Annotated in this window: 16 protein-coding genes; 14 read left to right on the top strand and 2 right to left on the bottom strand. The window is 70.8% G+C overall.

All coding sequences use genetic code 11. The features are described from left to right. Nucleotides 1-41 precede the first annotated feature (41 nt). From WMF22_RS37700 to WMF22_RS37690, 3 genes are read left to right on the top strand one after another with little or no spacing between them, the layout of a single operon-like run. The gene (locus tag WMF22_RS37700; RefSeq protein WP_438032889.1) at nt 42-1,034 is read left to right on the top strand and encodes a PEGA domain-containing protein; all 993 of its coding nucleotides are present in this window, start codon (nt 42-44) and stop codon (nt 1,032-1,034) included. 30 nt (nt 1,035-1,064) lie between these two features. After that, nucleotides 1,065-2,699, top strand: coding sequence for a hypothetical protein (locus WMF22_RS37695; protein ID WP_438032888.1), 1,635 nt, complete (start codon nt 1,065-1,067; stop codon nt 2,697-2,699). 37 nt (nt 2,700-2,736) lie between these two features. Then, nucleotides 2,737-4,266, top strand: a complete 1,530-nt coding sequence (locus WMF22_RS37690) for a hypothetical protein (RefSeq protein ID WP_437294789.1) — start codon at nt 2,737-2,739, stop codon at nt 4,264-4,266. Between the two features lie 197 nt (nt 4,267-4,463). On the opposite strand, the gene WMF22_RS37685 is transcribed toward WMF22_RS37690, so the two are convergent. Then, on the bottom strand, nt 4,464-5,567 hold the full coding sequence (locus tag WMF22_RS37685) for a hypothetical protein (RefSeq protein WP_438032887.1): 1,104 nt from the start codon (nt 5,565-5,567) through the stop codon (nt 4,464-4,466). A 612-nt stretch (nt 5,568-6,179) separates the two neighbouring features. On the opposite strand from WMF22_RS37685, the gene WMF22_RS37680 reads away from it, so the two are divergent. The 6 genes from WMF22_RS37680 to WMF22_RS37655 all read left to right on the top strand — a co-directional run bounded on the left by WMF22_RS37680 (nt 6,180) and on the right by WMF22_RS37655 (nt 12,907). Then, nucleotides 6,180-7,217, top strand: a complete 1,038-nt coding sequence (locus WMF22_RS37680; RefSeq protein WP_438032886.1) for a deoxyhypusine synthase family protein — start codon at nt 6,180-6,182, stop codon at nt 7,215-7,217. Nucleotides 7,218-7,270: 53 nt separating this feature from the next. Continuing rightward, nucleotides 7,271-8,314 carry an NAD-dependent epimerase/dehydratase family protein gene (locus WMF22_RS37675; protein WP_438032885.1) on the top strand — a complete coding sequence of 348 codons (1,044 nt, stop codon included), beginning with the start codon at nt 7,271-7,273 and terminating at the stop codon, nt 8,312-8,314. A gap of 62 nt (nt 8,315-8,376) precedes the next feature. After that, nucleotides 8,377-9,264 carry a phosphotransferase family protein gene (locus WMF22_RS37670; protein ID WP_438032884.1) on the top strand — a complete coding sequence of 296 codons (888 nt, stop codon included), beginning with the start codon at nt 8,377-8,379 and terminating at the stop codon, nt 9,262-9,264. Nucleotides 9,265-9,702: 438 nt separating this feature from the next. Further along, entirely contained in the window at nt 9,703-10,956 is a 1,254-nt protein-coding gene (locus WMF22_RS37665; RefSeq protein WP_438032883.1) for a polysaccharide deacetylase family protein, read from the top strand. Nucleotides 10,957-11,117: 161 nt separating this feature from the next. Beyond that, on the top strand, nt 11,118-11,912 hold the full coding sequence (locus WMF22_RS37660; RefSeq protein ID WP_438032882.1) for a hypothetical protein: 795 nt from the start codon (nt 11,118-11,120) through the stop codon (nt 11,910-11,912). Continuing rightward, on the top strand, nt 11,909-12,907 hold the full coding sequence (locus WMF22_RS37655) for a HupE/UreJ family protein (protein WP_438032881.1): 999 nt from the start codon (nt 11,909-11,911) through the stop codon (nt 12,905-12,907). Before WMF22_RS37660 ends, WMF22_RS37655 begins: the two co-directional genes overlap by 4 nt. A gap of 72 nt (nt 12,908-12,979) precedes the next feature. Here WMF22_RS37655 and WMF22_RS37650 read toward each other — a convergent pair whose 3' ends face one another. Beyond that, a complete protein-coding gene (locus tag WMF22_RS37650) occupies nt 12,980-14,155 on the bottom strand; it encodes an SUMF1/EgtB/PvdO family nonheme iron enzyme (protein WP_438032880.1) in 1,176 nt (391 codons plus the stop codon). Nucleotides 14,156-14,426: 271 nt separating this feature from the next. On the opposite strand from WMF22_RS37650, the gene WMF22_RS37645 reads away from it, so the two are divergent. The 5 genes from WMF22_RS37645 to WMF22_RS37625 all read left to right on the top strand — a co-directional run bounded on the left by WMF22_RS37645 (nt 14,427) and on the right by WMF22_RS37625 (nt 22,516). Further along, entirely contained in the window at nt 14,427-17,120 is a 2,694-nt protein-coding gene (locus WMF22_RS37645) for a penicillin acylase family protein (RefSeq protein ID WP_438032879.1), read from the top strand. A 266-nt stretch (nt 17,121-17,386) separates the two neighbouring features. Next, nucleotides 17,387-19,264: an ABC transporter ATP-binding protein gene (locus tag WMF22_RS37640; RefSeq protein WP_438032878.1), complete on the top strand. Its 1,878-nt coding sequence runs from the start codon at nt 17,387-17,389 to the stop codon at nt 19,262-19,264. 137 nt (nt 19,265-19,401) lie between these two features. Further along, nucleotides 19,402-20,034, top strand: coding sequence for an RNA polymerase sigma factor (locus WMF22_RS37635; protein ID WP_438032877.1), 633 nt, complete (start codon nt 19,402-19,404; stop codon nt 20,032-20,034). Beyond that, on the top strand, nt 20,025-21,356 hold the full coding sequence (locus tag WMF22_RS37630) for a FecR domain-containing protein (RefSeq protein ID WP_438032876.1): 1,332 nt from the start codon (nt 20,025-20,027) through the stop codon (nt 21,354-21,356). Before WMF22_RS37635 ends, WMF22_RS37630 begins: the two co-directional genes overlap by 10 nt. A gap of 98 nt (nt 21,357-21,454) precedes the next feature. Next, a complete protein-coding gene (locus WMF22_RS37625) occupies nt 21,455-22,516 on the top strand; it encodes a hypothetical protein (protein WP_438032875.1) in 1,062 nt (353 codons plus the stop codon). Nucleotides 22,517-22,548: the final 32 nt, after the last annotated feature.

Here is a 22,548-nt window from a genome sequence, read left to right as displayed (position 1 = left end):
AGGGCGGCCCATCGACGACAAGGTCGGGAGAGCGCTCGACGGTGAAGGACCATGTTCGCCGTGGCCAGAGGGCGCGCGCGGCGGGGCAATGGACCGAGGCACACGCCGCCTACAAGGCGGCCTTCGAGGCCGCAGACCCAGCGTCGAGCACGGAGCGTGAGCGCGCGGAGATCGCCGGGGAGCTCGGCCTTTGCGAGGTCGTGTTGGGCAAACACCGCGACGCGGCCGAACACCTCGCCTGGAGCCTCGAGCAGCGCGAGGCGCTGCCGGCCGCGCTGCAGAAGCGATTCGAGGAAGGGCAGCGCAAGGCAACACCGCATGTCGCGAAGCTCCGTGTCTCCGTCGACCCGCCGGACGCCGAGGTGTTCGTCGATGGCAAAGCCGTCGGCCGCATCGCGCGCGTCTATACGCTGTTCGTCGAGCCGGGGCTGCACATGGTGCGGGCCCGAGCTCCGGGCGGCGAAGATGCGTTTCAGTCCGTGCGCGCTGTGGCGAAGGCGGAGCACGAGCTCTCTCTTCATGTGTCGCGCGCGCCGGTGAGCAGCGCCGAGGAGGGCGCTCCGGTGTCAACGAACGAAACGCCGCGCGCCCCGCGCTCTCCGGCAGCTGCGCAGACGCGGCCTCCCAGCCCATGGGCTTCCTGGCCGGGGACGGCGCGGATCGGCGGCATCGTGGTGACGACGGCAACGGCGGCGGCCGGCGCGGTCTTTCTCCTGCGCGCTCACGTCATCCATGGCGATCTGCGCGAGCGAGACGTCACGCGTCGCGCGCTGGGGTGGACGTCCCACACGTGCCGGGATGCCAATGCACCGGCGTCGTGCGCCGGCATTCGTGACCAGGTGAACGAGCGGGATCTGTTCGCGACCCTCGGCACGGTGTCGCTGGCGACGAGCGCCGTGTTCGGCGTGGCGACGGCGGCCTCGTTCTTCACGGAGGTTGCCCTTTTCGGTGGTGCGCCAAAGGCCACTGGCGTCCGCCTCGTGCCGGTGACGACGAGCGACCGGGCGGGTGTGCTCCTCGAAGGAACCTGGTGAGGGGGAGGCAGGGGTATGCGTTCTAGATCGATGGGTCGCCGTCGAGAGGTCCTCCGCTCGCTGGCGTCGGTCGCGCTCGGCTTGGCGAGCGCCGCAGGGAACATTGGCTGCTACTCCGGCAGCTGTGCGGACAGCTACTGGTGCGAGGTTCCGCCGCCGGAGCCGTCTCCTTGTGACGGGGATCCGAAGACGGCGACGGCGCTCGACATGTGCGGCGTGTTCGTCAGCGAGCTGGGCGACGACAATAGCCCCGGCACGAAGGACGCGCCGGTGAGGACGTTGCAGCACGCGATCGGCCTCGCCGCGCACGGGCGAAGCCACGGCGAGAAGGCGACCCGGCGCGTGTACGCGTGCGGCGGGTCGTTCGAGGAGGCCGTATCGCTCCCCCAGGGTGTCGATATCTGGGGCGGCCGTCTGTGTGCCGGCGGCGACTGGTCCTACGGAGGGCCGCTCGACGAGCAGAGCGCGTTGACCGTCATCGCGCCGCCCGTGGGGATCCCGGTGCGCGTCCTCGGGGGAGACGATGCGGTCATCGCGGAGGAGGATGCGACGTCGGTGATCTTCGGCGTGCGCGTCGAGGCGGCGGACGCCTCCGCGAGCGACGGCAAGTCGTCGATCGCGATGATCCTGGAGCATGGGGCCAGGGTGATCGTGCAGGGGAGTGAGATCCTCGCAGGGGACGGCAAGAACGGCGAGCCTGGCGAGGACGCGCCGAGCTTCCGCGCGAAGGCCGGCGTTTTGGGGAACGATGGCGTGGACGCCTGCATCGCGAACGTGTCGCTGGGCGCCCTTCCGGTCGTGACCGCGTGCGGCGACGGGATCGAGTCGACGGGTGGCCAGGGGGGCGATGGAGGCCTCGAGACGGGCGGCGGTGGAACGTCAGGACTGCCGGAGCCGGACGGGAATCCGGATAACATCGGCCTGGGTGGTTTCGGCGCGTCGTCCAGCATGGCGTGCAAGGCAGGGGAAGAGGGAGCAGACGGCGCCCCTGCAGACCGCGCTGCGGGAGCGGTTGGCGATGGCCTCTTGGGCTTCGATGGATGGGTCGGCGTCCGTGGGGACGACGGGAAGCCGGGCGGCGTCGGCCAGGGCGGCGGCGGAGGTGGCGGCGGCGCGGGGCGCGGCCCCATGAACGCGTGTCCGGCAGGTCGGCCCCAGGGCGGGGCGGCCGGCGGATCAGGCGGCAGCGGCGGGTGCGGGGGCAAGGGGGGCAAGGGAGGCGACTACGGCGGCGCGAGCATCGCAATCGTGGCCTTGCAGGGGAGCCATCTCACGATCGATGCCAGCACGGTCCTCGGGGCCAAGGGCGGCAACGGTGGGGTCGGCGGAACGGGCCAGCCTGGCGGCGGCGGGTCATTCGGCGGTTACGGTGGAAAGCCCCTTGCGGGTCTAAGTGACATGTTGCCCGCGTGCCGCGGCGGAACCGGAGGCAACGGCGGCCGCGGGGGCGATGCGGGCGGTGGCGCCGGGGGCCACTCGCTCGGCATCGGCTCCGTGGGCGCCTCCGTGGCCATCTTGGAGACGGCGACGGTCTTGCCCGGACAAGCCGGCACCGGGGGGCTCGGCGCCAATGCACCCCTGGAGAGCAGGCTCGGCCTGGGGCAAGGCGGGATTGCGCAGTTCTGGTATCGGTTCGATGCACCAGACCCGGGACCGCCTCAATGAACCGCTCTGTGCTGACGGCGCACATCAGGAGACGCCCATGAGGAAGACCACCGCTGCTGCCTTCATCCTTCTTTTGTCGCCGTGGGCGGCCGGCTGCGGAACCGCGCCCGGCGTGAACGACCCTGGCGTGATGCCTTGTGAAGGCACCTCGTGCGAGGACGAGCCGCCTCCGGAGTCGGTCTGCGTCGAGCACGTCGCCGCCGATATCCTCGACGACGGCTGCGGCGTGTTCCTCGCCGGAAACTACGGTTTTGGCGACGACAGGAACCCCGGCACGAAGGCGAAGCCGGTGTTCACCGTCGCGCGCGCCATCGAGCTCGCGCGCGCTGGACGAGGGCGCGTGTTCCTCTGCAACGACGGATTCATCGTGGAGCATATCAGGGTACCCTCCGGCGTGGATCTCCTCGGGGGCTTCCACTGCCGGAAGTGGGTGCGCGACCCCCTGCGCCCGCGGACCACGTTTTCTCACGCCACGGTCTTCGGCCCCATGGTGATTGTCGAGCCCGCGGGCCCCGAGGACACGGGGGCCGCGGACGGGGTGTCGACGCTCGCCGATCTCGAGGTCGCCTCGGCGGGCCCGGTCAGCGTGCTCGTGCAGTCGAGCACGGCAGTGGAGATCCTGCGGAGCGAGATCTCCGCCCGCCAAGGAGATGGAGGCATTCCCGGCGAGAAGTGGCAGTACAGGCAACCGGACGGACTGGATGGCAATTTCGGTGGGCACGCGTGCTCGGCGACCGTCGTCGCCGGTGCACCTGCGGCCGTCAACCAGTGCGAGAGCGGGCACACGAGCATCGGCGGCAAGGGAGGGGACGGGCACCCCGACAGCGCCGAGGATGGAGGCGATGGGGAGCCCGCCGACCTGTTGCCGCCCGCACGCGGTGGTATCGGGGAGCAGGACAACCGCAGTTGCAGCAACGGATCCGAGGGGGGCCCTGGGGCTTCGGGAACGCAGGGCGTGCCGGGCAAGGGCATCGGGCGCCTCACCGATACAGGGTGGGAGGGCGACACGGGGGGCGAGGGGACCTGGGGCACGCCGGGCCAGGGCGGCGGCGGCGGCGGCGGTCGTCGGGGCGGGCTCGCCGTGTGCGGCGTGGCCTCGAAGGGGGGCCCAGGAGGAGGCTCGGGAGGGGCCGGCGGGTGCGGAGGCCGAGGAGGCCGCGGGGGAGCGAACGGACAGCCGTCCATCGGCATCCTCGCGGTTCACGCCCGGCTGACCGTGCGCGACACCAAGATCACGGCGGACTACGGCGGCGACGGCGGCGACGGCGGGGAACCCCAGGACGGCGCCATAGGCGGCCGAGGCGCAGGGGGCGGAACGCTGGGAGATGAGCTCGTCGCCTGCTTCGGCGGCCAGGGCGGCGACGGAGGGCCCGGCGGCTACGGCGGTCCCGGGCGCGGCGGCGACTCGATCGGCGTCGCCTACCTCGACGAGGACCAGCTCACGCTCGAGGGCGTCACCATCGAGATCGGACAGCCGGGCAAGGGCGGCACCAGCTGGAACTACGATGGCAGCACGACGGTGGGAGAGAGCGGCGAGGCTCACAAGACGCTGCGGTTTCCCGAATAGCCGAAGTCACGTCATGGGAGCTCAGCACGGCCTCCACGACGGCTGCCACGATTGCAGGGAGGCAGGCAGCCAAGCGATCTGCCGTGACGCCAAGAAACCATGGGAGCAGGAGGGGACATGCCGGGATGGCCTTCCCGCTCTCCTCTTGGCGATCTCAGCGGCTTTCCCGCTGATGGGGACACCTTCCAGCAGTCGTGCTACGACGAAGCTACGGGCTCCGAGTTCACGGGCCAATTCGCCAGGAAGCTCGAGGCCCAGGCGACCATGGCGGCCGGCGGCTCGCCTTCGCCGTCCCACGAAGCGACCAGCGCTTCGAGCTCGCGCTTGGCAGCCATGGCGCGGAGAGTCTCCGGCGACTCGTCGTGCGGACGCATGCGCGCAAGCTGCTCGAGCATCTTATCCTTGTGTAGGAAGCCATCCGTCGATACTGAAGCAAAAACCCCCACGGACTGTCGATACGATTCTGGCAGTCGTAGAACCGCTTCGGGCAACGTGAGAGTCAATCCAATCTGGTGATGCGCCCGGAGCACGGTAAGCACCGCGATAAACCGTTCCGTGAGGTTGGTCACGCCGACACTTACGCCGGGTGCCGGCACGTCGGACGGCGAGGGCTTCACCCATTCGTGTTCTGAGAAGAAACAATCGTATACCCTGACCGCCCCAGGAATCCGCAGACCCGTCGCCACCTCTGGCACGAACGCGGTTCCAACCTCTGGCGGCATGCGCTGGCAACCGAAGATCGCTTCGATCTCATGGGCAACCCAGTCCGCGTATGGCTGCTCGGCGAGCGACAGCTCGAACGTGACGTAGTTCCGCTTGATGGGGACCGTCCTTGGGCTTTCGTGGTCCGGGTTCGAGATGAGCCTCGGATCGAGTGTACTTCCTGAGACGCGGAAGTGCATGCCCTGAAAATCGACTATGAAAAGGTCCCTTATCTGCTTTACTATTTCGATTGTCTGCGAACGGTGAACAATGTAGTACGGAGCCAGGAAGCTCACTTGGAACCACAGCGTTCGGCCGTTGGATTCTGCCAGATCGAGCGCGAATGAGTAACATCCGTCGCAGCCGCCGGAGGGAAGATGAAGCGACTCGTTCATGACCATGCCTGGGAAGCGCTCTTTGATGCGACGCAGCAGGGTGTGCCAGCGATCGTCCTTTGATGCTCGGATTCGCGCGGCCACGAGCCGGGCGTGCTCTTCGGTCGCATTGCGTAGCTGAATATCGACATCGTCGGTGATTCCAACCCCGCGTGGATAGTATCGATAAATGATATCTAATAGCTCGTTGAGGCTGTGTTTCATGGGTCCATCATCTTGGCGCCGAGCCCTTTGTACTGGTACCGGCCTGGAGCCATCCGAGGCTCACACCGGCGCTGAGCTCGGATGCCTCTCCTTGCGTCGGTACGACGACGAGCGGGGGGACGACCAGGACCACCCATGGGATCCGCAGGCTCCGTGCGCCCATCGCCCCTTCTCCCCTCTTCGCAACGGACGAGCAACGTGACGACGCGGGCGATTCTTCCGATAATAGGGATCCGGCGTCAGACGGAATCGGGAAGAGAGGACGACAATGGCCGCGGTTCGTTCCGTCCAAAGCGTGCAGCGTTCTCAGCTGCCTGCGCGGATCGAGCGCTCGTCCACCTGCTGGCGCCGGCCGCCGGTCCAGGTCGCTGTGAGAGCGCGCTGGTCGGCACGCGGTCTGGGCTGCACGACGTCGCGTGAGAGCGCAGACAAGGTGGACCGCCCGCCGCGACGGGCTTGACACGATCCGCGTGATTCATGCTACGGTGCTCCCGAAGCCACCCGACGCTGCGATGGCGGCCCGGCCTGCGCCGGTCCGTAGCGCGTCCCTGGTGGCCTGCGCGACCCGAGACCACCGGGACGACCTTCGTGGTCGCTGAGGCTCGGCAAAGCATGGTTGAGACGAAATCGGGGGCCACGACGCTGCCCCTCCTCACGTTCGTTCTCCGCAATTACAAGAATTTCAACGCCCGCGCGACGCGCGACGCGCTCCTCGCCTACTGGGAGCACATCGAGCGCGGGGGGAAGATGTTCTGGGCCGTGGCCGGGGCGATGTCCTCGGCCCAGCTCGGCATCACGCTGGCGCCGGCCATCCGCGCCGGCCTGATCCACGGCATGTCCGTGACAGGCGCCAACCTGGAAGAGTCGCTGTTTCGCCTCGTGGCGCATGACGGCTACCGTGACTTCCCCGACTACCGTTACTTCACCAAGCAGGACGACACGCGCATCCTCGAGAACCGGATGCGGCGCGTGACCGACACAAGCATTCCCGAGGACGAGGCCTTCCGCGCGGTGGAAAAGCACATCGTCCCCAGGTGGGAGCGGGCGACGGCGAGCGGCGAGCGCCGCTTCTGGCACGAGTACTTCTACGAGCTGGTCCAGGCGGTCGAGCCCGCGCTCCACCGCGGACCGCCCGAGGAGTGCTGGTTGCTCGCCGCCGCGGAGGCCGGGCTGCCGCTTGTCGTCCCGGGCCACGAGGACTCGACCTTCGGCAACATCTTCGCATCCTACGTGAAGCGGGGCGAGTGCAGCGCGAGCATCGTGAAGTCAGGCATCGAGTACATGGCCGAGCTCTACGACCAGTACCGTGCGCTCAGCGCGGGCGCGGGCGTGGGGTTCTTCCAGATCGGCGGGGGCATCGCGGGGGACTTCCCCATCTGCGTGGTGCCGTCGCTCAAGTACGATCTCGACGAGCCGGCCCGGCCCTGGGCCTACTTCTGCCAGATCTCCGACTCGACGACGTCCTACGGCTCGTACTCCGGCGCCACGCCCAACGAGAAGATCACCTGGGACAAGCTGACCGAGGACACGCCCATGTTCGTGATCGAGTCGGACGCGACCATCGTGGCGCCGCTCCTGCTCGGGGCGCTGCTCGAGTGCAAGCGCCACCCGGCCGAGGCTCGGGCCATCATCGAGGCGCGCGGCGCGTGAGCGCCGGCGGCTCTCATTCCTGATTCCTGTCCCAGAAGCGAGGTTGTGAGACGATGAGCAAGAAGAAGGTCCTGATCACGGGCGGCGCGGGCTTCCTCGGGATCAATCTGGTGCGGCACCTGCTCGAGCGCGGTTATGACGTCACGTCGCTCGACCTCCTGGACTTCGACTACCCCGAGCGGTCGCGCATCCGCGAGGTGCGTGGCGATATCCGTGACGCGGCGGTCGTCGACGCGGCGGTGAAGGGGCACGACTTCGTCGTGCACACGGCGGCAGCGCTGCCCCTGTACACGGCGGAGGAGATCTACACGACCGACGTGATCGGCACGCGCGTGGTCATGAGCGCCGCGCGCCGCCACGGCGTCGAGCGCGCCGTGCACATCTCCTCCACGGCCGTGTACGGCATCCCCGACCACCACCCGCTCTGCGAGGACGACCGGCTCGACGGCGTGGGCCCGTACGGGCAGGCCAAGATCCAGGCCGAGGTCGTGTGCCTCGAGGAGCGCGGCCGGGGGCTCGTGGTGCCCATCATCCGGCCCAAGTCCTTCATCGGCCCGGAGCGGCTCGGGGTCTTCGCCCTGCTCTATGACTGGGCGCTCGACGGCAAGGGCTTCCCCATGATCGGCGACGGCAAGAACCGCTACCAGCTCCTCGACGTGGCCGATCTCTGCGAGGCGATCACCCTGTGCATGACGAAGGACGCGTCGATCGCCAACGACACCTTCAACATCGGCGCGAAGGAATTCACCACCATGGGAGAGGACTACCAGGCGGTGCTCGACGCGGTGGGCAAGGGCAAGAAAATCGTGCCCTTCCCGGCGGCGCCGGCGGTGCTCGGCCTGCGCGCGCTCGAGGCGATGGGCGTGTCGCCGCTCTACAAGTGGGTCTACGAGACGGCGTCCAAGGACTCGTTCGTGTCGATCGAGAAGGCCGAGCGGGTGCTCGGCTTCACGCCGAGGTACTCGAACAAGGACGCGCTGGTGCGCAACCTCGAGTGGTACCGGGCGCACAGGAGCGAGTTCGAGAGCCGCTCGGGCGTGACCCACCGCGTGCCCTGGAAGCAGGGCGCGATAGGCCTGTTGAAAGCCTTCTTCTGAGGGGCGCGCGGCGCCGGGGAGAGCGAGATCATGAACACGAGTCACCCGCAGCGGACCTCGGGATGAGCATCGACGACGACGCCCCTCTGCTGCAGGTGATGAGCCATCTCGGCCTGACCCGGGATGCGCTGCTCGGCATCGGCGGTGAAGCCTGCGTGTTCGCGCTGGGCGGCGAGCGGGTCGCGCGCGTCCACCATCCCGGGACCGTCCGGGAGACGATCGTTCGACGAGCCCAGCTGCTCGAGGACTTCCACCAGGGCGCGAGCGCGGTGCCGTTCTCGATCCCGCGTGTCCTGGAGATGACCGAGCTGCACGGCCGCCTCATCACCTTCGAGCCGCGGTTGCCCGGGCGGCCCCTCTTGCAGGTGCTCGGCGAGGCGGCCGGCGCCGAGCGGGAACAGCTCATCCTTCGCTTTCTCGAGGCCTCGACGCGCCTGCGAGCCCTGCGCGTGAGCGCTGCGTGGTACGGCGACCTCTGCGAAGCCGAGCCGATCCGGACGCCCTCTTACCGCGCTTACCTCGAGCTGCGCGCAAGGAAGAGCCTGACCTGCGCCGGGAGCGCGTTCGACGGCATCGATCCGGCGCCTCTGGCCGCCGCGCTGCCCGAGCCGGAGCGACCGAGCTTCGTGCACATGGACTTCTATCCAGGCAATGTGCTGGTCGAAGGCCAGGAGGTGAGCGCCGTGATCGACTTCGGGGGCCTACCCATCGTGGGAGACGCTCGGCTCGATCCGCTGTCGGCCGTCATCTACCTCACGCCGTTCATCACCACGACCGCCACGGATCGCGACCGGCGCCTCGCCCGGGAGTGGCTGCTGGCCCAGCACCTCGACGCGCTGTTCGAACCCGCCGAGCGATGGCTCGCCGCCCGCTGGTCGTTCGCGACCGACGACGTGCGCCTGCATCGATGGTGTCGACGCGTGTTGCTCGGACACCAGGGAGATCCGTGAAGCGGACCCTTGGACCCACGCGGCGGGCGGTGCTTCCGGCCCTATGCACGGGCCCGCCCGCCTGCTTTGCCGATCGTCCAGGCGGGTTGGAATCCACCTGGCGAGTCAGGGTGACAGCCCTGCACATGAGGCCGACGCGAAGCCCGGTACGCTCCGGCAGTCGCCGCGTCGCTAGAAAGATACGGCGGAGCGCTTCGCTGACGCGGCCCTTGCTACCTTTGGTAACGTGTCAGGGCCGCTCGCTACTTTTGGTAACGTGTGAGCCGCTCGCTACTTTTGGTAACATATGAGCCCTTCATGCGATGCGTCGACCCGCGTGCGTCGCGCATAATCCTTTGAGCGCCTTCCGGGAATTTGTATCCTCACCCCATGCTGAAATCTGCGCGATTCCTCCACTTCGAGAATTTTCCTGCGTCATCGTCCTTGGCGCTCGGTGCGATGTTGTTGCTGGGCACGCTGCACGTCAGCGGCTGCGGCGGCGATGACGACGGGGGGGAGACCTCCGGCGGCACCACCGGCGGCCAGCAGACGACGAGCAGCAGCGGCGGCGGCAGCAGCAGCAGCGGCGGCACGCCGGGAAGCTCCTCCTCCAGCGGCGGGGATCCCGGCGCGACCTCGGCGTCCGGGGGGGGCAACGGTGGTTCGGACCCGGCCGGCACCGGCGGCTCGGACCCGGCCGGCACCGGCGGCTCGGACCCGGCTGGCACCGGCGGAGCGGGTGCGGGTGGAGGAGGGACGGGCGGCGGCGGTGATGGAGGATCGCTGCCCGACTCCGGCATTCCGCCGGCGCCCGGCGCCGGCAATGCGCCGAAGCCGGCCGGCGCGGCGGGCGGGTTCAAGGTCATCGACTGGGCCGGCTTCGCGGGCGCCGTGACGTACAGCTTCGACGACTCGAACCAGACGCAGATCCAGAACTACGATGCGATGAACGCGCTCGGCGTGCCGTTCACCTTCTACGTCTGGACCGGCAAGAGCGAAGCGAGCAATCCGGTGTGGCAAAAGGCGCTGACGGATGGGCACGAGATCGCCAATCACACGGCCAGCCACGCGATGGACGACCCCGGCGGCTCCGCGACGGACTCCGCGCAGCAATGGATCAAGCAAAAGTTCGGCATCACCGCGTACACGATGGCGGCTCCGTACGGCGCGAGTGGATACACGAGCATCGCCCAGTCGCGCTTCCTCATCAATCGCGGCGTGTCCAACGCCCTGATCGGCCCGAACGACAGCAGCAATCCGTTCAGTCTGCCCACCTACATTCCCCCGACCAACGCTTCCAAGGCGCAGATGGACTCGGAGGTCGCGAGCGCGCGAAGCGGCAAGAAGTGGCGCACCTTCTGCATCCACGGCTTCACCGGCGGAAGCGACGGCGCCTATCAGCCCATCCCGTTCCAGGCCTGGGTCGATCACGTCAAGGCCGTCAAGGCGTACGGCGACGTGTGGATCGGCACCATGGAGACCATCGGCGCGTACTGGCGTGGCCAGAAGGCGATCACCGACGGCACCAACACCAAGAACGGGAACGACACGACCTACAACTGGACGCTCCCCCAGAACTTCCCTCCGGGCAAGTACGTGCGCGTGACGGTCACCGGCGGCACGCTCAAGCAGAACGGCGCCCCGCTCAAGTGGGATCCGCACGGCTACTACGAAGTGGCGCTCGACGCGAAGTCCGTCACGCTGTCGCCCTGACGCGAGCCGCCCGAAGCCCCGCGCCGCTGCCGGCGCGGCTTCGGGCGGAGCCGACCTCACCCGGGGCAGGCCCCGCAGCGGGGGCTTGACGTCTCCGGAGCGTTTGGGTCTCCTCTCCCCCAGCGAGAGCGCGTTTCATGCCTGACATCAGCAGTAGAACCATGGGGAGCTTCGCTCGGCTGCTCCGCGAACCGGTCATTCATTTCCTCTTCATCGGCGCGCTGTTGTTCCTCGGCCACCGGCTCGTCGCCGGCGATCCCAGGGAGATCGTCGTCAGCGCGGGGCTGAAGGCGGATCTGGAGCGGCAGTTCCGCGACACCATGGGGCGGGCGCCGACGGAGGCCGAGCTGGCGGCGGCGCTCGACGGGTGGAAGCGGGACGAGGTGCTCTACCGTGAGGCGCTGCGGGAGGGGCTCGATCGGCAGGATGCGACGGTGCGGGTCGCGCTGGCCGAGCGGCTGCGGACACGGGCGGCTCAGCCGATGGCGGCACGGGAGCCGACGGACGCAGAGCTGGACGCGTGGCTGGCTTCTCACCGGAGCAAGTACGAGACGCCGCTGCGGTACGATTTCGAGGTCGTCACCTTTCCCAGGAGCGACCCGGCCGCAGAGGAGCAGCGGTCGACGTATCGACGGGCGCTGGCCGACGGTGCGGACCCGAGGACGCTCGGTCGTCCGATCGTGGGTGGCAACCTCACCCGCGATTCACTCGCAGCCAAGTTCGGTCCCGCGGTCTCCGAGAGCATCTGCAGCTCGCCGCTCGCCGCGTGGCAGGCCGTGGAGACCCAGGACAGCCTGCTGCTCGTGCGGGTCAACCAGACAAGCGGGGGGCTGCCCAGCCGCGAGGCGATCCGCGCGACCCTCACCAGCGACTGGGTCGCCGCAAGGAAGAAGGAAGCCGTCGACGAGCTCGTCGAGAGCCTCCTCGCGCAGTACAGGTTCAAGGAGAGCCCTTGAATCGTTCTCGTCTGCTCCGGCTGGCTCGGTCCCTGCCGTTCTTGCTGGCCCTGCTCCTGGCGCCCGTCCCCGCGGCCGGCCACGCGCTCAACTCAGCGCTCCTCTCGCTGACGGAGGTGGAAGGTCACGAGGGGCGGTTCCGCGTGCGCTGGGAGGCGAGCTCGTCCGCGCTCCGCTCCGACCTCGCGACGCCCGCCGTGTTCCCCCCGGCCTGCAAGCTCGACGGTGCAATTCTCGACTGCGGTCCATCCGGCCTGGTCGGCGCCATCGAGCTCCCCTGGCTCGAGGGGACCGAGACCAACGTGATGGTGGTTGTCGAGTGGCGGAATGGAAGCCGGCTTGTCCGGGTGTTGACCGGCGACGACCCGAGCCTTCTGGTCTACGGTATTCCCGCCTCCGCCGGGCTCGGCGCGCTCCGGCCGATCATGGTCGATTACACGTGGCTCGGCGTCGAGCACATCCTGACCGGGTTCGACCATCTCCTCTTCGTCATCGCGCTCACGCTCCTCGTGCGCGGCGGCCGGAAGCTGCTCGGCGCCGTCACGGCCTTCACGGTCGCGCACAGCCTGACGCTGGCCTGCGCCGTGTTCGGCTGGTTGACGCTGCCGGCCCCGCCGGTCGAAGCGGCCATCGCGCTCTCGATCGTGCTGATCTGCGGCGAGTGCATCCGGTCGACCGACTCGCTCACCCGCCGGGCCCCCTGGGCCGTCACGTTCGCCTTCGGGCTGCTCCACGGGCTCGGGTTCGCGTCGTCGCTGCTCGACATCGGGCTGCCGGAGAGGCATGTGCCGATTGCGCTCCTGTTCTTCAACGTGGGCGTGGAGCTCGGTCAGCTCGGCGTGATCGCGCTGGTGATCGCGCTGCGCCTCCTTGCCGCGCGCGTCCCCACGCAACCAGCGACGGTGAGGCGCGGCGTGGTGTATGCGATGGGCGCAATGGCAGGCTACTGGTCGATCGAGCGCGTCGTGGCGATGCTGACGGACGCCAGCATGTAGCGGAGCCCGCGGGCGGCGGCGTGGAGGTGGCCCCTTCGCGCTGCGCCGCGGGCCCGGCGGGCGCCTCGCCGCTCACCGCTTCTTCTCACCGCTCCCTGGCGCCGCCGGCGCGCCGCCCCCGGGCGTCGCGTCCACGGCGCCCGGCCCGAGCAGCGTGCCGCACATCGTCTTGCACCGGATGTCGGTCGGCTTGCACTCGCACTTGCCCTGCTCCTTGAGCTCGAGCTTCCCGCGCATCTCCTCGACCGTGAACTGCGCCATCCGCTCGACGCGAGACATGTCCCACCCCTCCTGGACCTGCCGGGGCGTCCGCGGCTCGGTGGCCTTGCCGTCGGGCTCGGCGCAGCAGCGGAAGCTCAGGAAGTAATAATAGAACCCCTCGTCGTGGGTGTAGATCTTCGGCCGGCACTGGTTGCGCACGCCCTTGTACCAGGGGCCGCCGGTGTGGACGCTGTCGAACTTGCCGCGCCAGCCGCCGCTCGTCTCGCTCGCCACCACCTCGTCGGTGTTCGCGGGCAGGTCGGCGACGCCATAGTCGCTGATGCATTCGGGCTGCGACCCGCTCCGCACCCCTTTCCAGAGGCGGGCCAGCTCGCCCGGGTCGCGCTTCGCGACCTTCTTCATGTCGGGATCGTCCCAGAGGTGGTCGCCGTTGCACTTCGTCGCGTCGCGCGAGTACCCGTACGGGAACGGCTTCATCTCGGGGCCTTCGCAGGCGAGCGTCCACTCCGACTCGGTGCAGAGGCGCTTGCCGACGGCGGCGCACTTGACCTGCGCCTGGTGGAAGCGGTTCATCACCTCGGGCCGCTCCCCCTTCTTGTTCGGCCACTCGTACGTGTCGATGCAATAGCGCTTCTTCGTCTTGTCGCCCGTGCAGCGGGCCGGGGTGGGGGCGAACTCCTCGCAGACCGTCTTCTTGTTCGACTTGTCGTACCAGCTGCGGAGGCAGCTGTGCTCGACCTCGCTGCAGTACTCGCCTTCCACGAGCTTCATGTCGGCCGGGCACGCCTGCTCCTCGGCGGCGGCGGTCTCCCCGCCGGCCGTCCCCGCCTGGGCGGCGGGCGCGCCGGCCTCCGGGGCGGCGGGCGCCGCGGCCCCGGCCTCGGCGGGGGACGGCGCGGCCGCGGGCGGGCCGCCGTCGTGCGCGCGCGGGGACGGCGCCGTCTGGGCGGGCTCCGGGGGCGCGCCGGAGCAGGCGGCGGCGAGCGTCAGGGCGGGGAGGGAGAGGGGGAGCAGGAGGCGTCGCATGCCCGGCGTCATAGTCGAGATCGCGGCGAGGGGAACCAGGCTCGCGCCGTTGGATCGGCGCCGCGCGCCCCGGCCGAGCCGGAGGCGGTCCGGCGGGGGCCGTGCGCGCTCCGGGCGGCGGCGCGCGGGGCGCGCTCCGGGAGCCCCGGCTCTCCGACTCGACGCTGCCGGATCTCGCCCTCTGCTCCGGCAGGCCATCGACGCGCACAGCTCGCCGTTCCCGCCGGAGGCGCGTGATATCGTGCGCCCGAAGGCAGAAGGAGTATCGCTGATGATGCGTACGGCTCGTTTCGGTTCGCTGGTCCTCGCGTTCGTCTTTGCCGCTTCGGCGGCCGCCGTCTCGTGCGGCGACGACGGCGAAGCCCCGTCCAGCGCGGCAAGTGGCAATGGCGGTGAAGGCGGCGCGGGAGCGACGGGGGGCGGGGGAGCCGCGGGCGGCGGCGCAGGGGGATCGGACCCCAGCGGCGTGGCGATTCCCGATCTCGACGGGGATGTCCGGGCGGTGACCGACGAGCTCGGGGTCCTTCACCTCGAGTGCGCGTCCGACGACGACTGCTTCGCCGCGCTCGGTTACTTCCACGCTCAGAACCGCTTCTTCTTCATGGATTTCATCCGCAACCTCGTCGAGGGGTCGCTCGGCGGGCTGGTGAAGGCGGGCGCGCGGGTGCTCGAGCAGGACTATCAGAACCGCCATTTCTTCACGACGCGCGACGGCGAGCCGCTCGAGAGGGCGCTCTACGAGCAGGCGAGCCCGAAGGTGAAAGGGCATTTCGACGCGTATGCGCGCGGCGTGAACGCCTGGCTCGCCGACATGCGGAACAAGAGGAACGGCGCGACGCTGACCGTCGAGTACAACCTCGCGCTCATGGTGAAGGACCCGATCCGCGACTGGAGTCCGGAAGACAGCGCCGCCGTCGGCCTCTACGTGCTCAACGACCTCTCGAACAACAGCGGGGAAGAGCTCGAGCTCGCGGCGCAGGTCCCGCTGTTCGACGGGGCGCTCGCCGTCGATCTGTTCTCGCCCGCGCCCGTGTTCGACGCGTCCACCGTGCCCGCCGCGCAGACGGCGGACCTCGTGCGGCCGTTCGCGCCGGTGGCCGTGTCGCGGCTCTCGCCGCACCGGGCGCTCCTCACGGGCGCCGCGAAGCGCGCGGCGAAGGTCGGCGACGGCCGGCGCAAGATGGCGGGCGACGCCGGGTCGAACAACTGGGCTGTCGGCCCGGGCCGCACCGAGAGCGGCCACGCCATCCTGGCGAACGATCCTCACCTGTTGCTCGGCAATCCCAGCATCTGGTTCCCCGTCGAGCTCGACGCCAAGAGCAGGGGCGACGGCGAATACCACGTCGCCGGAGGCACGTTTCCGGGCATGCCGAGCGTGATGATCGGACAGAACGAGTCCATCGGCTGGGGCGTGACCACCGCGTACTACGACCTGGCCGACGTCTACCTGGAGACGCTCACCGGGGACGGCGCGTCGGTCGATTTCAAGGGGGAAGACGTGGCGATCGTCGAGAAGAAGTTCTCGTTCAAGGACGCGGCCTCCGGCGAGACGATCGAGAAGACCTTCCGCTGGGTCCCGCACCACGGGCCCATCGTGAGCGAGGACGCGGACGCCGGCACCGCCGTGACCATCCGGTGGCGCGGGCACGACGGCGGGACGGACCTCGACGCGTTCTTCGCCCTCGGGCGCGCTGGGAGCGTCGCCGAAGCCAGGAGAGGGCTCGAGGCGGCCAGCTCCGCCAGCCAGAATTTCGTCGTCGTCGACATCGAGGGCAACATCGGCTGGTTCCCGTACAGCAAGGTGCCGGCGCGGCCCTGGGCGTCGCCCGAGGTGCCCGCGTGGCTGCCGCTCCCGGGTGACGGGAGCGCCGAGTGGGGCGACCCGATCCCGTTCGCCGAGCTGCCGCAGCTCCTCAACCCGCCTCGGGCCGCGATCGCGACGGCGAACGGCGACATGACGGGCGCGACCGCCGACGGCGATCCCACGAACGACGGGCAAGGCGCGCTCCAGGCGTGGGGCAAGGCCGACGGGACGCGCGAGCAGCGGATCCTCGATCTGCTCGACGAAGGCGGCGACGCGCATTCGCCCGACACCATGACGGCGATGCAAGGCGACACGTACTCGCTCTATGGCAGCTTCGTCGTGCCTGCCGTGCTCTCGGCGGCGGAGCTGGCGACGTTGACGGACGAGGAGCAGGCCGTCATCGACGCGCTCGCCGCCTGGGACCACACGTGTCCGACAGGGCTCGACGGGCACGATCCGGTGGACGCCGGCAAGGTGGACGACGCGACGCTCGCGGCCGAGTCGATCGGCTGCACGGCGTTCCACGCGACGTTCTATGCGATCGTGAGCGAGGCGCTGGGCGACGAGGCGGCGGCCGCGGGCCTCGATGAGCCCGGGTTCGGGCTGACCGTCGTGGCGCGCGCGCTGCGCGATCCGGCGCGCCTGAGCTCGGGCCCGCTGCTCTGGGACGACGTGACCACCGACGGTGTGGCGGAGACGCAGGACGACATCTTGCTCCGGGCGCTCACGAAGGCGGCCGCCTCGCTCGCGGTCATCGGCCCGGCGGACGACTGGCGCTGGGGCCGCGTCCACACGCTCACGCTCCGCAGCATCTTCGATAACTTCAACCTTGCCGTGTACAATGACGGGCCTTACGCCGCGCCGGGCGGGCTCTTCACCGTCAACGTCGCCAACCCGAGATCGCGCGCGCTCCCGCCGGACGGCGGAAAGCCCAGCTTCGCCTTCGCCAACGGGCCGTCGATCCGCCTGGTCATCGACGCGGATCCAGCGGGCCCGAAGATGCGCTTCGGGCTCCCCGGCGGGTCGGACCTCCACCGCGACAGCGCCTTCTACAACAACCTCCTTCCGCAATGGCTCGACAACGAGCCGCTCGAGTTCCACTTCGGGCCGGGCGCGGTGACCGATCCGGCGAGCGTGGTGGACGTCTCGCCGGCGCGCTGACCCCGCGCGATCGCGCGGCGGGCCCCCGGCGGCGCCATGTCGCCGGGCGCCGCCGGCGCGAGCGCGCGAGTCATCGCGGCCGCCGCCCGCGCCGGCGCGTGATCCAGACTCCCAGGATCCCTCGGCTCCGCAGGTTCCTGGGACACCGATGATTCCATTCGAACGCGCAGAGAAGACCGTTGCGCCTAGGGCTATCCCCTGCTCGTATCCGGCCGCGCCTGGCGCCCTTCTCCTGCGCTGCGATGAGGCGCGAACGAGCATTGGCCGTGAAGCGATCCCTGATCCGTGACCTGCGCCGGAGTCTGAATTACTTATCTCCCCATCGCGCGAGGCTCTCCGTGTGCCTCGCGCTCACGCTCGTCTCGGGCGGCCTGCCCGCGCTCGAGCCGCTCGCGCACCGCGCGATCTTCGACCAGATCTCGGCGAGCGCTGGTGTCTTCGGCCCCGGGAGCGGGCCGGCCGCGCCCGGGGAGCAGAGCGTCCGGGCCCTCGCCTGCCTGACGCTCGCCCTGTGCGCGCTCGTCGTCCTCCGGCAGATCGCGGAGGGCCTGGGGGCGCTCGCCGTGTGGCGGGTGCGGCTCCGCATCAACCGCGACCTGCTCGACGAGACAACCGCGCGGCTGCACGCGCTGCCGCTCTCGTACCATCAGGAGAGGGGCGTCGGAGAGACGATGACGCGGGTCGATCGCGGCATCACGTCGCTCATGGACTGCCTTGCTTCGGTCGCGTTCCAGCTCTTCCCCGCGCTCGTCTACCTCGTCGTCTCGCTCGGGATCATGCTCCGTCTGAGCCCGCTGCTCGCGCTTGTCGCGGTCGCGTTCATCGTGCCTCCGCTCCTCTTCGGCAGGGCCACGACCGCGCGCCTCGTGGAGCGCGAGCGCGAGGTGCTCGACCGCTGGTGCGGGATCTACAACCGCTTTCAGCAGGTGCTCTCGGGCATCAAGACGGTCAAGGCGTTCGCGCGCGAGGCGGACGAGCACGCCCGGTTCATCCGCTCCGTCGAGGAGGCGCAGGGCGAGGTGCTCCGGAGCATCCGCCTCCAGACGCGGCTCTCCGCGGGCCGGAGCGTCTGCGTCAACATCGGCCGTGTGGCGCTGCTCGGCGTGGGGGGCCTCCTTGTCCTCCGCGGCGAGCTCGGGGTGGGCACGCTCGTCGCGTTCCTCGGTTATGTCGGCGGCCTCTATGGCCCCGCGCAGACGCTCCTCGGCGTCTACGAGACGGCGCGCCGCGCCGAGGTCGGCCTGGCGGCGATCTTCGGCGTGCTCGACGCCGAGGTCGCGGTCGCCGATCCGGAGCGCGCCGTGAGCCCGGAGCACATCCGCGGCGACCTCGAGCTCGACCAGGTGAGCTTCCGCTACCAGGACGCCGCCGGGCGGGCGGTCATCGACGGGGTCTCGCTCTCGATCCGGGCCGGCGAGTTCGTGGCGGTCGTGGGCCCGAGCGGCGCCGGGAAGAGCACGCTCGCCGATCTGCTCCTGCGGCTCCACGATCCGACCTCCGGGGCGATCCGCATCGACGGGCTCGACCTCCGGGCGCTGTCGCAGCGCGCGCTCCGGCGGAAGCTCGGCATCGTCACGCAGGAGCCGTTCCTCTTCGAGGACACCATCGAGGCGAACCTCCGGTATGGCTCGCCCGACGCGACGAGCGAGGCGCTCCGCGCCGCGGCGCGCGCCGCCTGCGCGGAGGAGTTCATCGAGCGGCTCCCCCTCGGGTACCAGACCCTCGTCGGCCGCGGCGGCGTGGCGCTCTCCGGCGGGGAGCGGCAGCGCCTCGCGATCGCGCGCACGCTGCTCAAGGACCCGTCGGTCGTGATCCTCGACGAGCCCACGAGCAGCCTCGACATCGAGAGCGAGACAGCGGTGCAGCGGGCCATCGAGGGGCTCTCGCGGGGCCGCACGACGCTGCTCATCGCGCACCGGCTCTCCACGACGATGCGCGCCGACCGCGTCGTCGTCATCGAGGGCGGGCGCGTCGTCGAGCAGGGCCCGCCCGCGGCGCTCCTCCGCCGCGGCGGGGCGTACCGCCGGATGATGGATCTCTGGCGGGCGCACGAGCCCTCCGGGGCGAGAGGCCTCGGCCACCGAGCGGGTGTGCTGGAGCCAGCGCTGATCGAGGCCGCGGCGGCGTCCGGCGCGGTCGCGTGAGCGAAGCCCGGCGCGATCAGGCGGGCGGAGCCCGAGGCGCCGGGTCAACGCATGATCCAGGAGCCGGGGCGCGGGGCGGCGCCGCACGCTCGCCCTGAGCCGTCGCGGCGGGGGCCGGCCATCTTAGAGGCTACCCGATGTCCGTGCACCTCCGCGTCGTTCGAAAGCCCCGTCCACCCGACGGCCCTGCCGGCGCGCAGATCACCTCACCCGACATCCTGCGCGGCCTGCACGCTCGGAACCCCGCGGCGGAGCGCCGCCTGCTCGACACCTACGCGGGCCTCGTCGAGCGGATGCTCTTTCGCATCCTGGGCGACGTCCGGAGTTTGGAGGACCTGGTCCAGGACGTGTTCGCCCGGGTGTTCTCCCGCATCGACGACGTGCGCGAGCCCGAGGCGCTGAAGCCCTTCCTCACCAGCGTCACCGTGTTCGTCGCGCGCGAGGCGCTCCGCAAGCGGCGCAGGCACCGCTGGCTCGCGTTCTTCGCGAGCGACGAGCTGCCGGAGGTCGCGGCCAGCGCCGATCCGGAGGCCCGGCAGGGCGTGCGTGCCTTCTACCGCGCCCTGGAGACGCTCGACGCCGACGATCGGCTGGCCTTCACGCTGCGCATCGTCGAGGGCCAGGAGCTCACGGAGGTGGCCGCTGCGTGCAAGGTGTCGCTCGCCACCGTCAAGCGCCGGATCCAGCGCGCGGAGCTCGCGTTCGTCGAGCGCTGCAAGAAGGATGAAGTTCTTTCTTCCTGGCTCGCGGAGGGCGACCGATGGACCTGAGGACCAAAGACGTCGCGGCCGTGGGGCGCCGGGTCGCCGCGCACCAGGATGCCGCGCTCGAGCGGCTGGTGCGGCCGTCGACCGCGGATCGACTCGAGGCGATCTACCGCAAGGAGGCCGCGCTCTCGCTGAGCGCCAGGGCGGCTCCCCGCGCGCGGCGGCTCGGCGTCGCGCTCGCCGCGGCGTGCGTCGCCGCCTCGGTATTCTGGTTCGTGTTGCTCCGGCCGGGCGACCCGTTGACGTACCGGGTCGCGGAGGCGCCGGGCGCCGTCGGCCGGTGGGTGGCGGCGGACGCGTCGCAGGTCGGGCTCGACTTCTCGGACGGGTCGCGCGTGGACCTCGCGCCCGGGACGCGCGCCCGGGTGACCGAGGTCGGCCCCCGGGGCGCGAGCGTCCTCCTCGAGCGCGGCTCGCTGCGCGTGCGTGTCGTGCATCGCGACGACACCCGGTGGGTGGTGGCCGGGGGGCCTTTCGAGGTCCACGTGATCGGCACCGAGTTCGACATCACGTGGAACACGGAAGCCGAGGAGCTCACGGTCGCGATGATCACCGGCCGCGTGCGCATCCTGGGCCCATGCGTCGACCCCGCGGGGCGCGCCCTCGCCGCCCCCGAAGCGACGCGGCTTTCGTGCGCGGCGCCTCGGTCCGTCGCGCCGCGGGCGTCGTCGCCGGCGCCTGAGCCGGAGGCCACCCCCTCCGCGCAGCCTCCCGCGCTCCTCCCGGGCGCGAGCGCCGCCGCATCCGCCCCCGCCCCCGCATCCGCGCCCGCGCCTGCGCCCGCGCCCGCCCCCGCGCCACCCTCCCTCGGCGCGCCGCGGCCCCGCACGGGCGAGCCTCTGGCCGACGCCCCCGCCGAGCGCTGGCGCGCGCACCTCGCCGCGGGCAAGCTCGGCGAGGCGCTCGCGGACGTGGAGCTCCTGGGCATCGACACGGTGCTCGGGCGCGCCGGCGGCGCGGAGCTCGTCGATCTCGGCTCCGCGGCGCGGCTTTCCCGCAAGCCGGACGTCGCGGCCAGGTTCTACGAGGCGGCGCGGCAGCGGTTTGCCGGGAGCGACGCCGCGGCCGCGGCGGCGTACCACCTCGGCCGCATGGCGTTCGACGGGCGCGGCGCCTGGGCGGAGGCCGAGCGCTGGTTCGCCGTGTACCTCGCGGAGCGGCCGCGCGGCGCGCTCGCGCCGGAGGCGCTCGGCCGCTCGATAGAGTGCGCGAGGAACCTCCAGCTCCGCGCGCGCGCCCGCGAGCTCGCCGCGCGCTACCTCGCGGCGTACCCGAACGGCGCCCACGCTGGGCTCGCGGCGACGCTCGCCGATGGGGCCGATTGAGGGTTCCGCTCGGCAGCCTGCGCGCTGGATCGAGCCTCCTCCCGCGGAGGTCGCGGCCGCCGCGCCGGCGCCGCCTGCGCTCGCCGCGGGCGCGCGCCGTGGCGAGCTCGATTGGCTGCGCGCTCGTCGCTTTGCTGGCGTTCGCGGCGTTCGCGGCGTTCGCGGCGCCGTGCTCCGCCGAGGAGGCGCCGCCGATCACGGTCGTCGCCGGCGCCCGCGGGGCGCTGGCGTACCGGCTCTCGCAGGAGCTCGAAGCGGCGGGCCTGCAGGTACACGTCCAGGCGGGCCCGGTGGCGGCTGGTTCCGGCGGGCTGCTCATCGTCATCCCCGAAGGCGAGGACGGAGCCATCGAGATCTGGTCGGACTCGAGCGGGCGCGCGGACCTTGTCGCGAGCGTGGCGCCCGACGGCCCGCTCGACACCCGGGTGCTCCGCGCGGCGGAGCTGGTGCGGGCGCTCCGGTCGACGGCGTCGACGGCCGGGGCCCCCGCCGGAGCCGTCGCACCAGCGTCGGCGGCCGTCGCGCCGGCCCCGGTCCAGCCCTCTCCCGCCGCGCCTCCGGCCGCGTCGCCCGGTGAGGCGTGGCGGAGCCCGCCGCTCCGCGCCTGGGCGCCGCCCTCGCCGCCGTTCGCGGTGCCTGCGGCGCCCAGGGCCCCGCTCGTCGAGGTCGGCGTCGCGATCGCCGTGGGATGGCAGGCGCCGGGCGCCTCGCTGGCGCTCGATGCCTCGCTCCGGATCTGGCCCTCGCCCCGGATCGGCGCCGGCCTCCTGGCGGACCTGCCGATCCTGGGTCCCGAGATCGAGGCGTCGGAAGGCAAGGTTCGCTTTCGCCGCTCGCTCTTCGGCGCCGAGCTCGCCCTCGCGCCCATCGAGAGGAGCCGCCGGTTCGGACTCGTCCTCTCCCCCGGCGTGGGTCTCGGTTACGTGAGCGCGTCCGGCGATGCGAGACCGCCCTATATCGACAGCGATGAATCCACGTTCACCGCCTTCGTGTACGGGCGAGGCGAGGCGCGTTTACGGCTCGTCGACTCCGTGGTTCTCACGGCGGGCGCGCTCGGCGGCGCGGCGATCCCGCCTGTCGACATCCGGTTTGCAGGACGGGTGATCTCGACATTCAGCCCGCTCGCGTCGTTCTCGCTCGGTGTCGTCGTCCAGCGGTGAGCCGCCGCCACGACAGGCGGCCATTCATAGGA

Origin of the sequence: Sorangium sp. So ce204, assembly GCF_051526795.1 — a bacterium.
Classification (GTDB): Bacteria; Myxococcota_A; Polyangia; order Polyangiales; family Polyangiaceae; genus Sorangium; species Sorangium cellulosum_B.
The sequence above is the reverse complement of the archived record's forward strand: the minus strand, read 5'-3'. Positions and strand labels throughout refer to the sequence as shown.

What these genes read in the sequence shown, in the direction of transcription:
- WMF22_RS37675 (WP_438032885.1), top strand. Translation starts at nt 7,271, where the DNA reads ATGAGCAAGAAGAAGGTCCTGATCACGGGCGGCGCGGGCTTCCTCGGG.
- WMF22_RS37645 (WP_438032879.1), top strand. Translation starts at nt 14,427, where the DNA reads ATGATGCGTACGGCTCGTTTCGGTTCGCTGGTCCTCGCGTTCGTCTTT.
- WMF22_RS37670 (WP_438032884.1), top strand. Translation starts at nt 8,377, where the DNA reads ATGAGCATCGACGACGACGCCCCTCTGCTGCAGGTGATGAGCCATCTC.
- WMF22_RS37635 (WP_438032877.1), top strand. Translation starts at nt 19,402, where the DNA reads ATGTCCGTGCACCTCCGCGTCGTTCGAAAGCCCCGTCCACCCGACGGC.
- WMF22_RS37630 (WP_438032876.1), top strand. Translation starts at nt 20,025, where the DNA reads ATGGACCTGAGGACCAAAGACGTCGCGGCCGTGGGGCGCCGGGTCGCC.
- WMF22_RS37690 (WP_437294789.1), top strand. Translation starts at nt 2,737, where the DNA reads ATGAGGAAGACCACCGCTGCTGCCTTCATCCTTCTTTTGTCGCCGTGG.
- WMF22_RS37650 (WP_438032880.1), bottom strand. Translation starts at nt 14,155, where the DNA reads ATGCGACGCCTCCTGCTCCCCCTCTCCCTCCCCGCCCTGACGCTCGCC.
- WMF22_RS37680 (WP_438032886.1), top strand. Translation starts at nt 6,180, where the DNA reads ATGGTTGAGACGAAATCGGGGGCCACGACGCTGCCCCTCCTCACGTTC.
- WMF22_RS37685 (WP_438032887.1), bottom strand. Translation starts at nt 5,567, where the DNA reads ATGAAACACAGCCTCAACGAGCTATTAGATATCATTTATCGATACTAT.
- WMF22_RS37660 (WP_438032882.1), top strand. Translation starts at nt 11,118, where the DNA reads ATGGGGAGCTTCGCTCGGCTGCTCCGCGAACCGGTCATTCATTTCCTC.
- WMF22_RS37695 (WP_438032888.1), top strand. Translation starts at nt 1,065, where the DNA reads ATGGGTCGCCGTCGAGAGGTCCTCCGCTCGCTGGCGTCGGTCGCGCTC.
- WMF22_RS37665 (WP_438032883.1), top strand. Translation starts at nt 9,703, where the DNA reads ATGTTGTTGCTGGGCACGCTGCACGTCAGCGGCTGCGGCGGCGATGAC.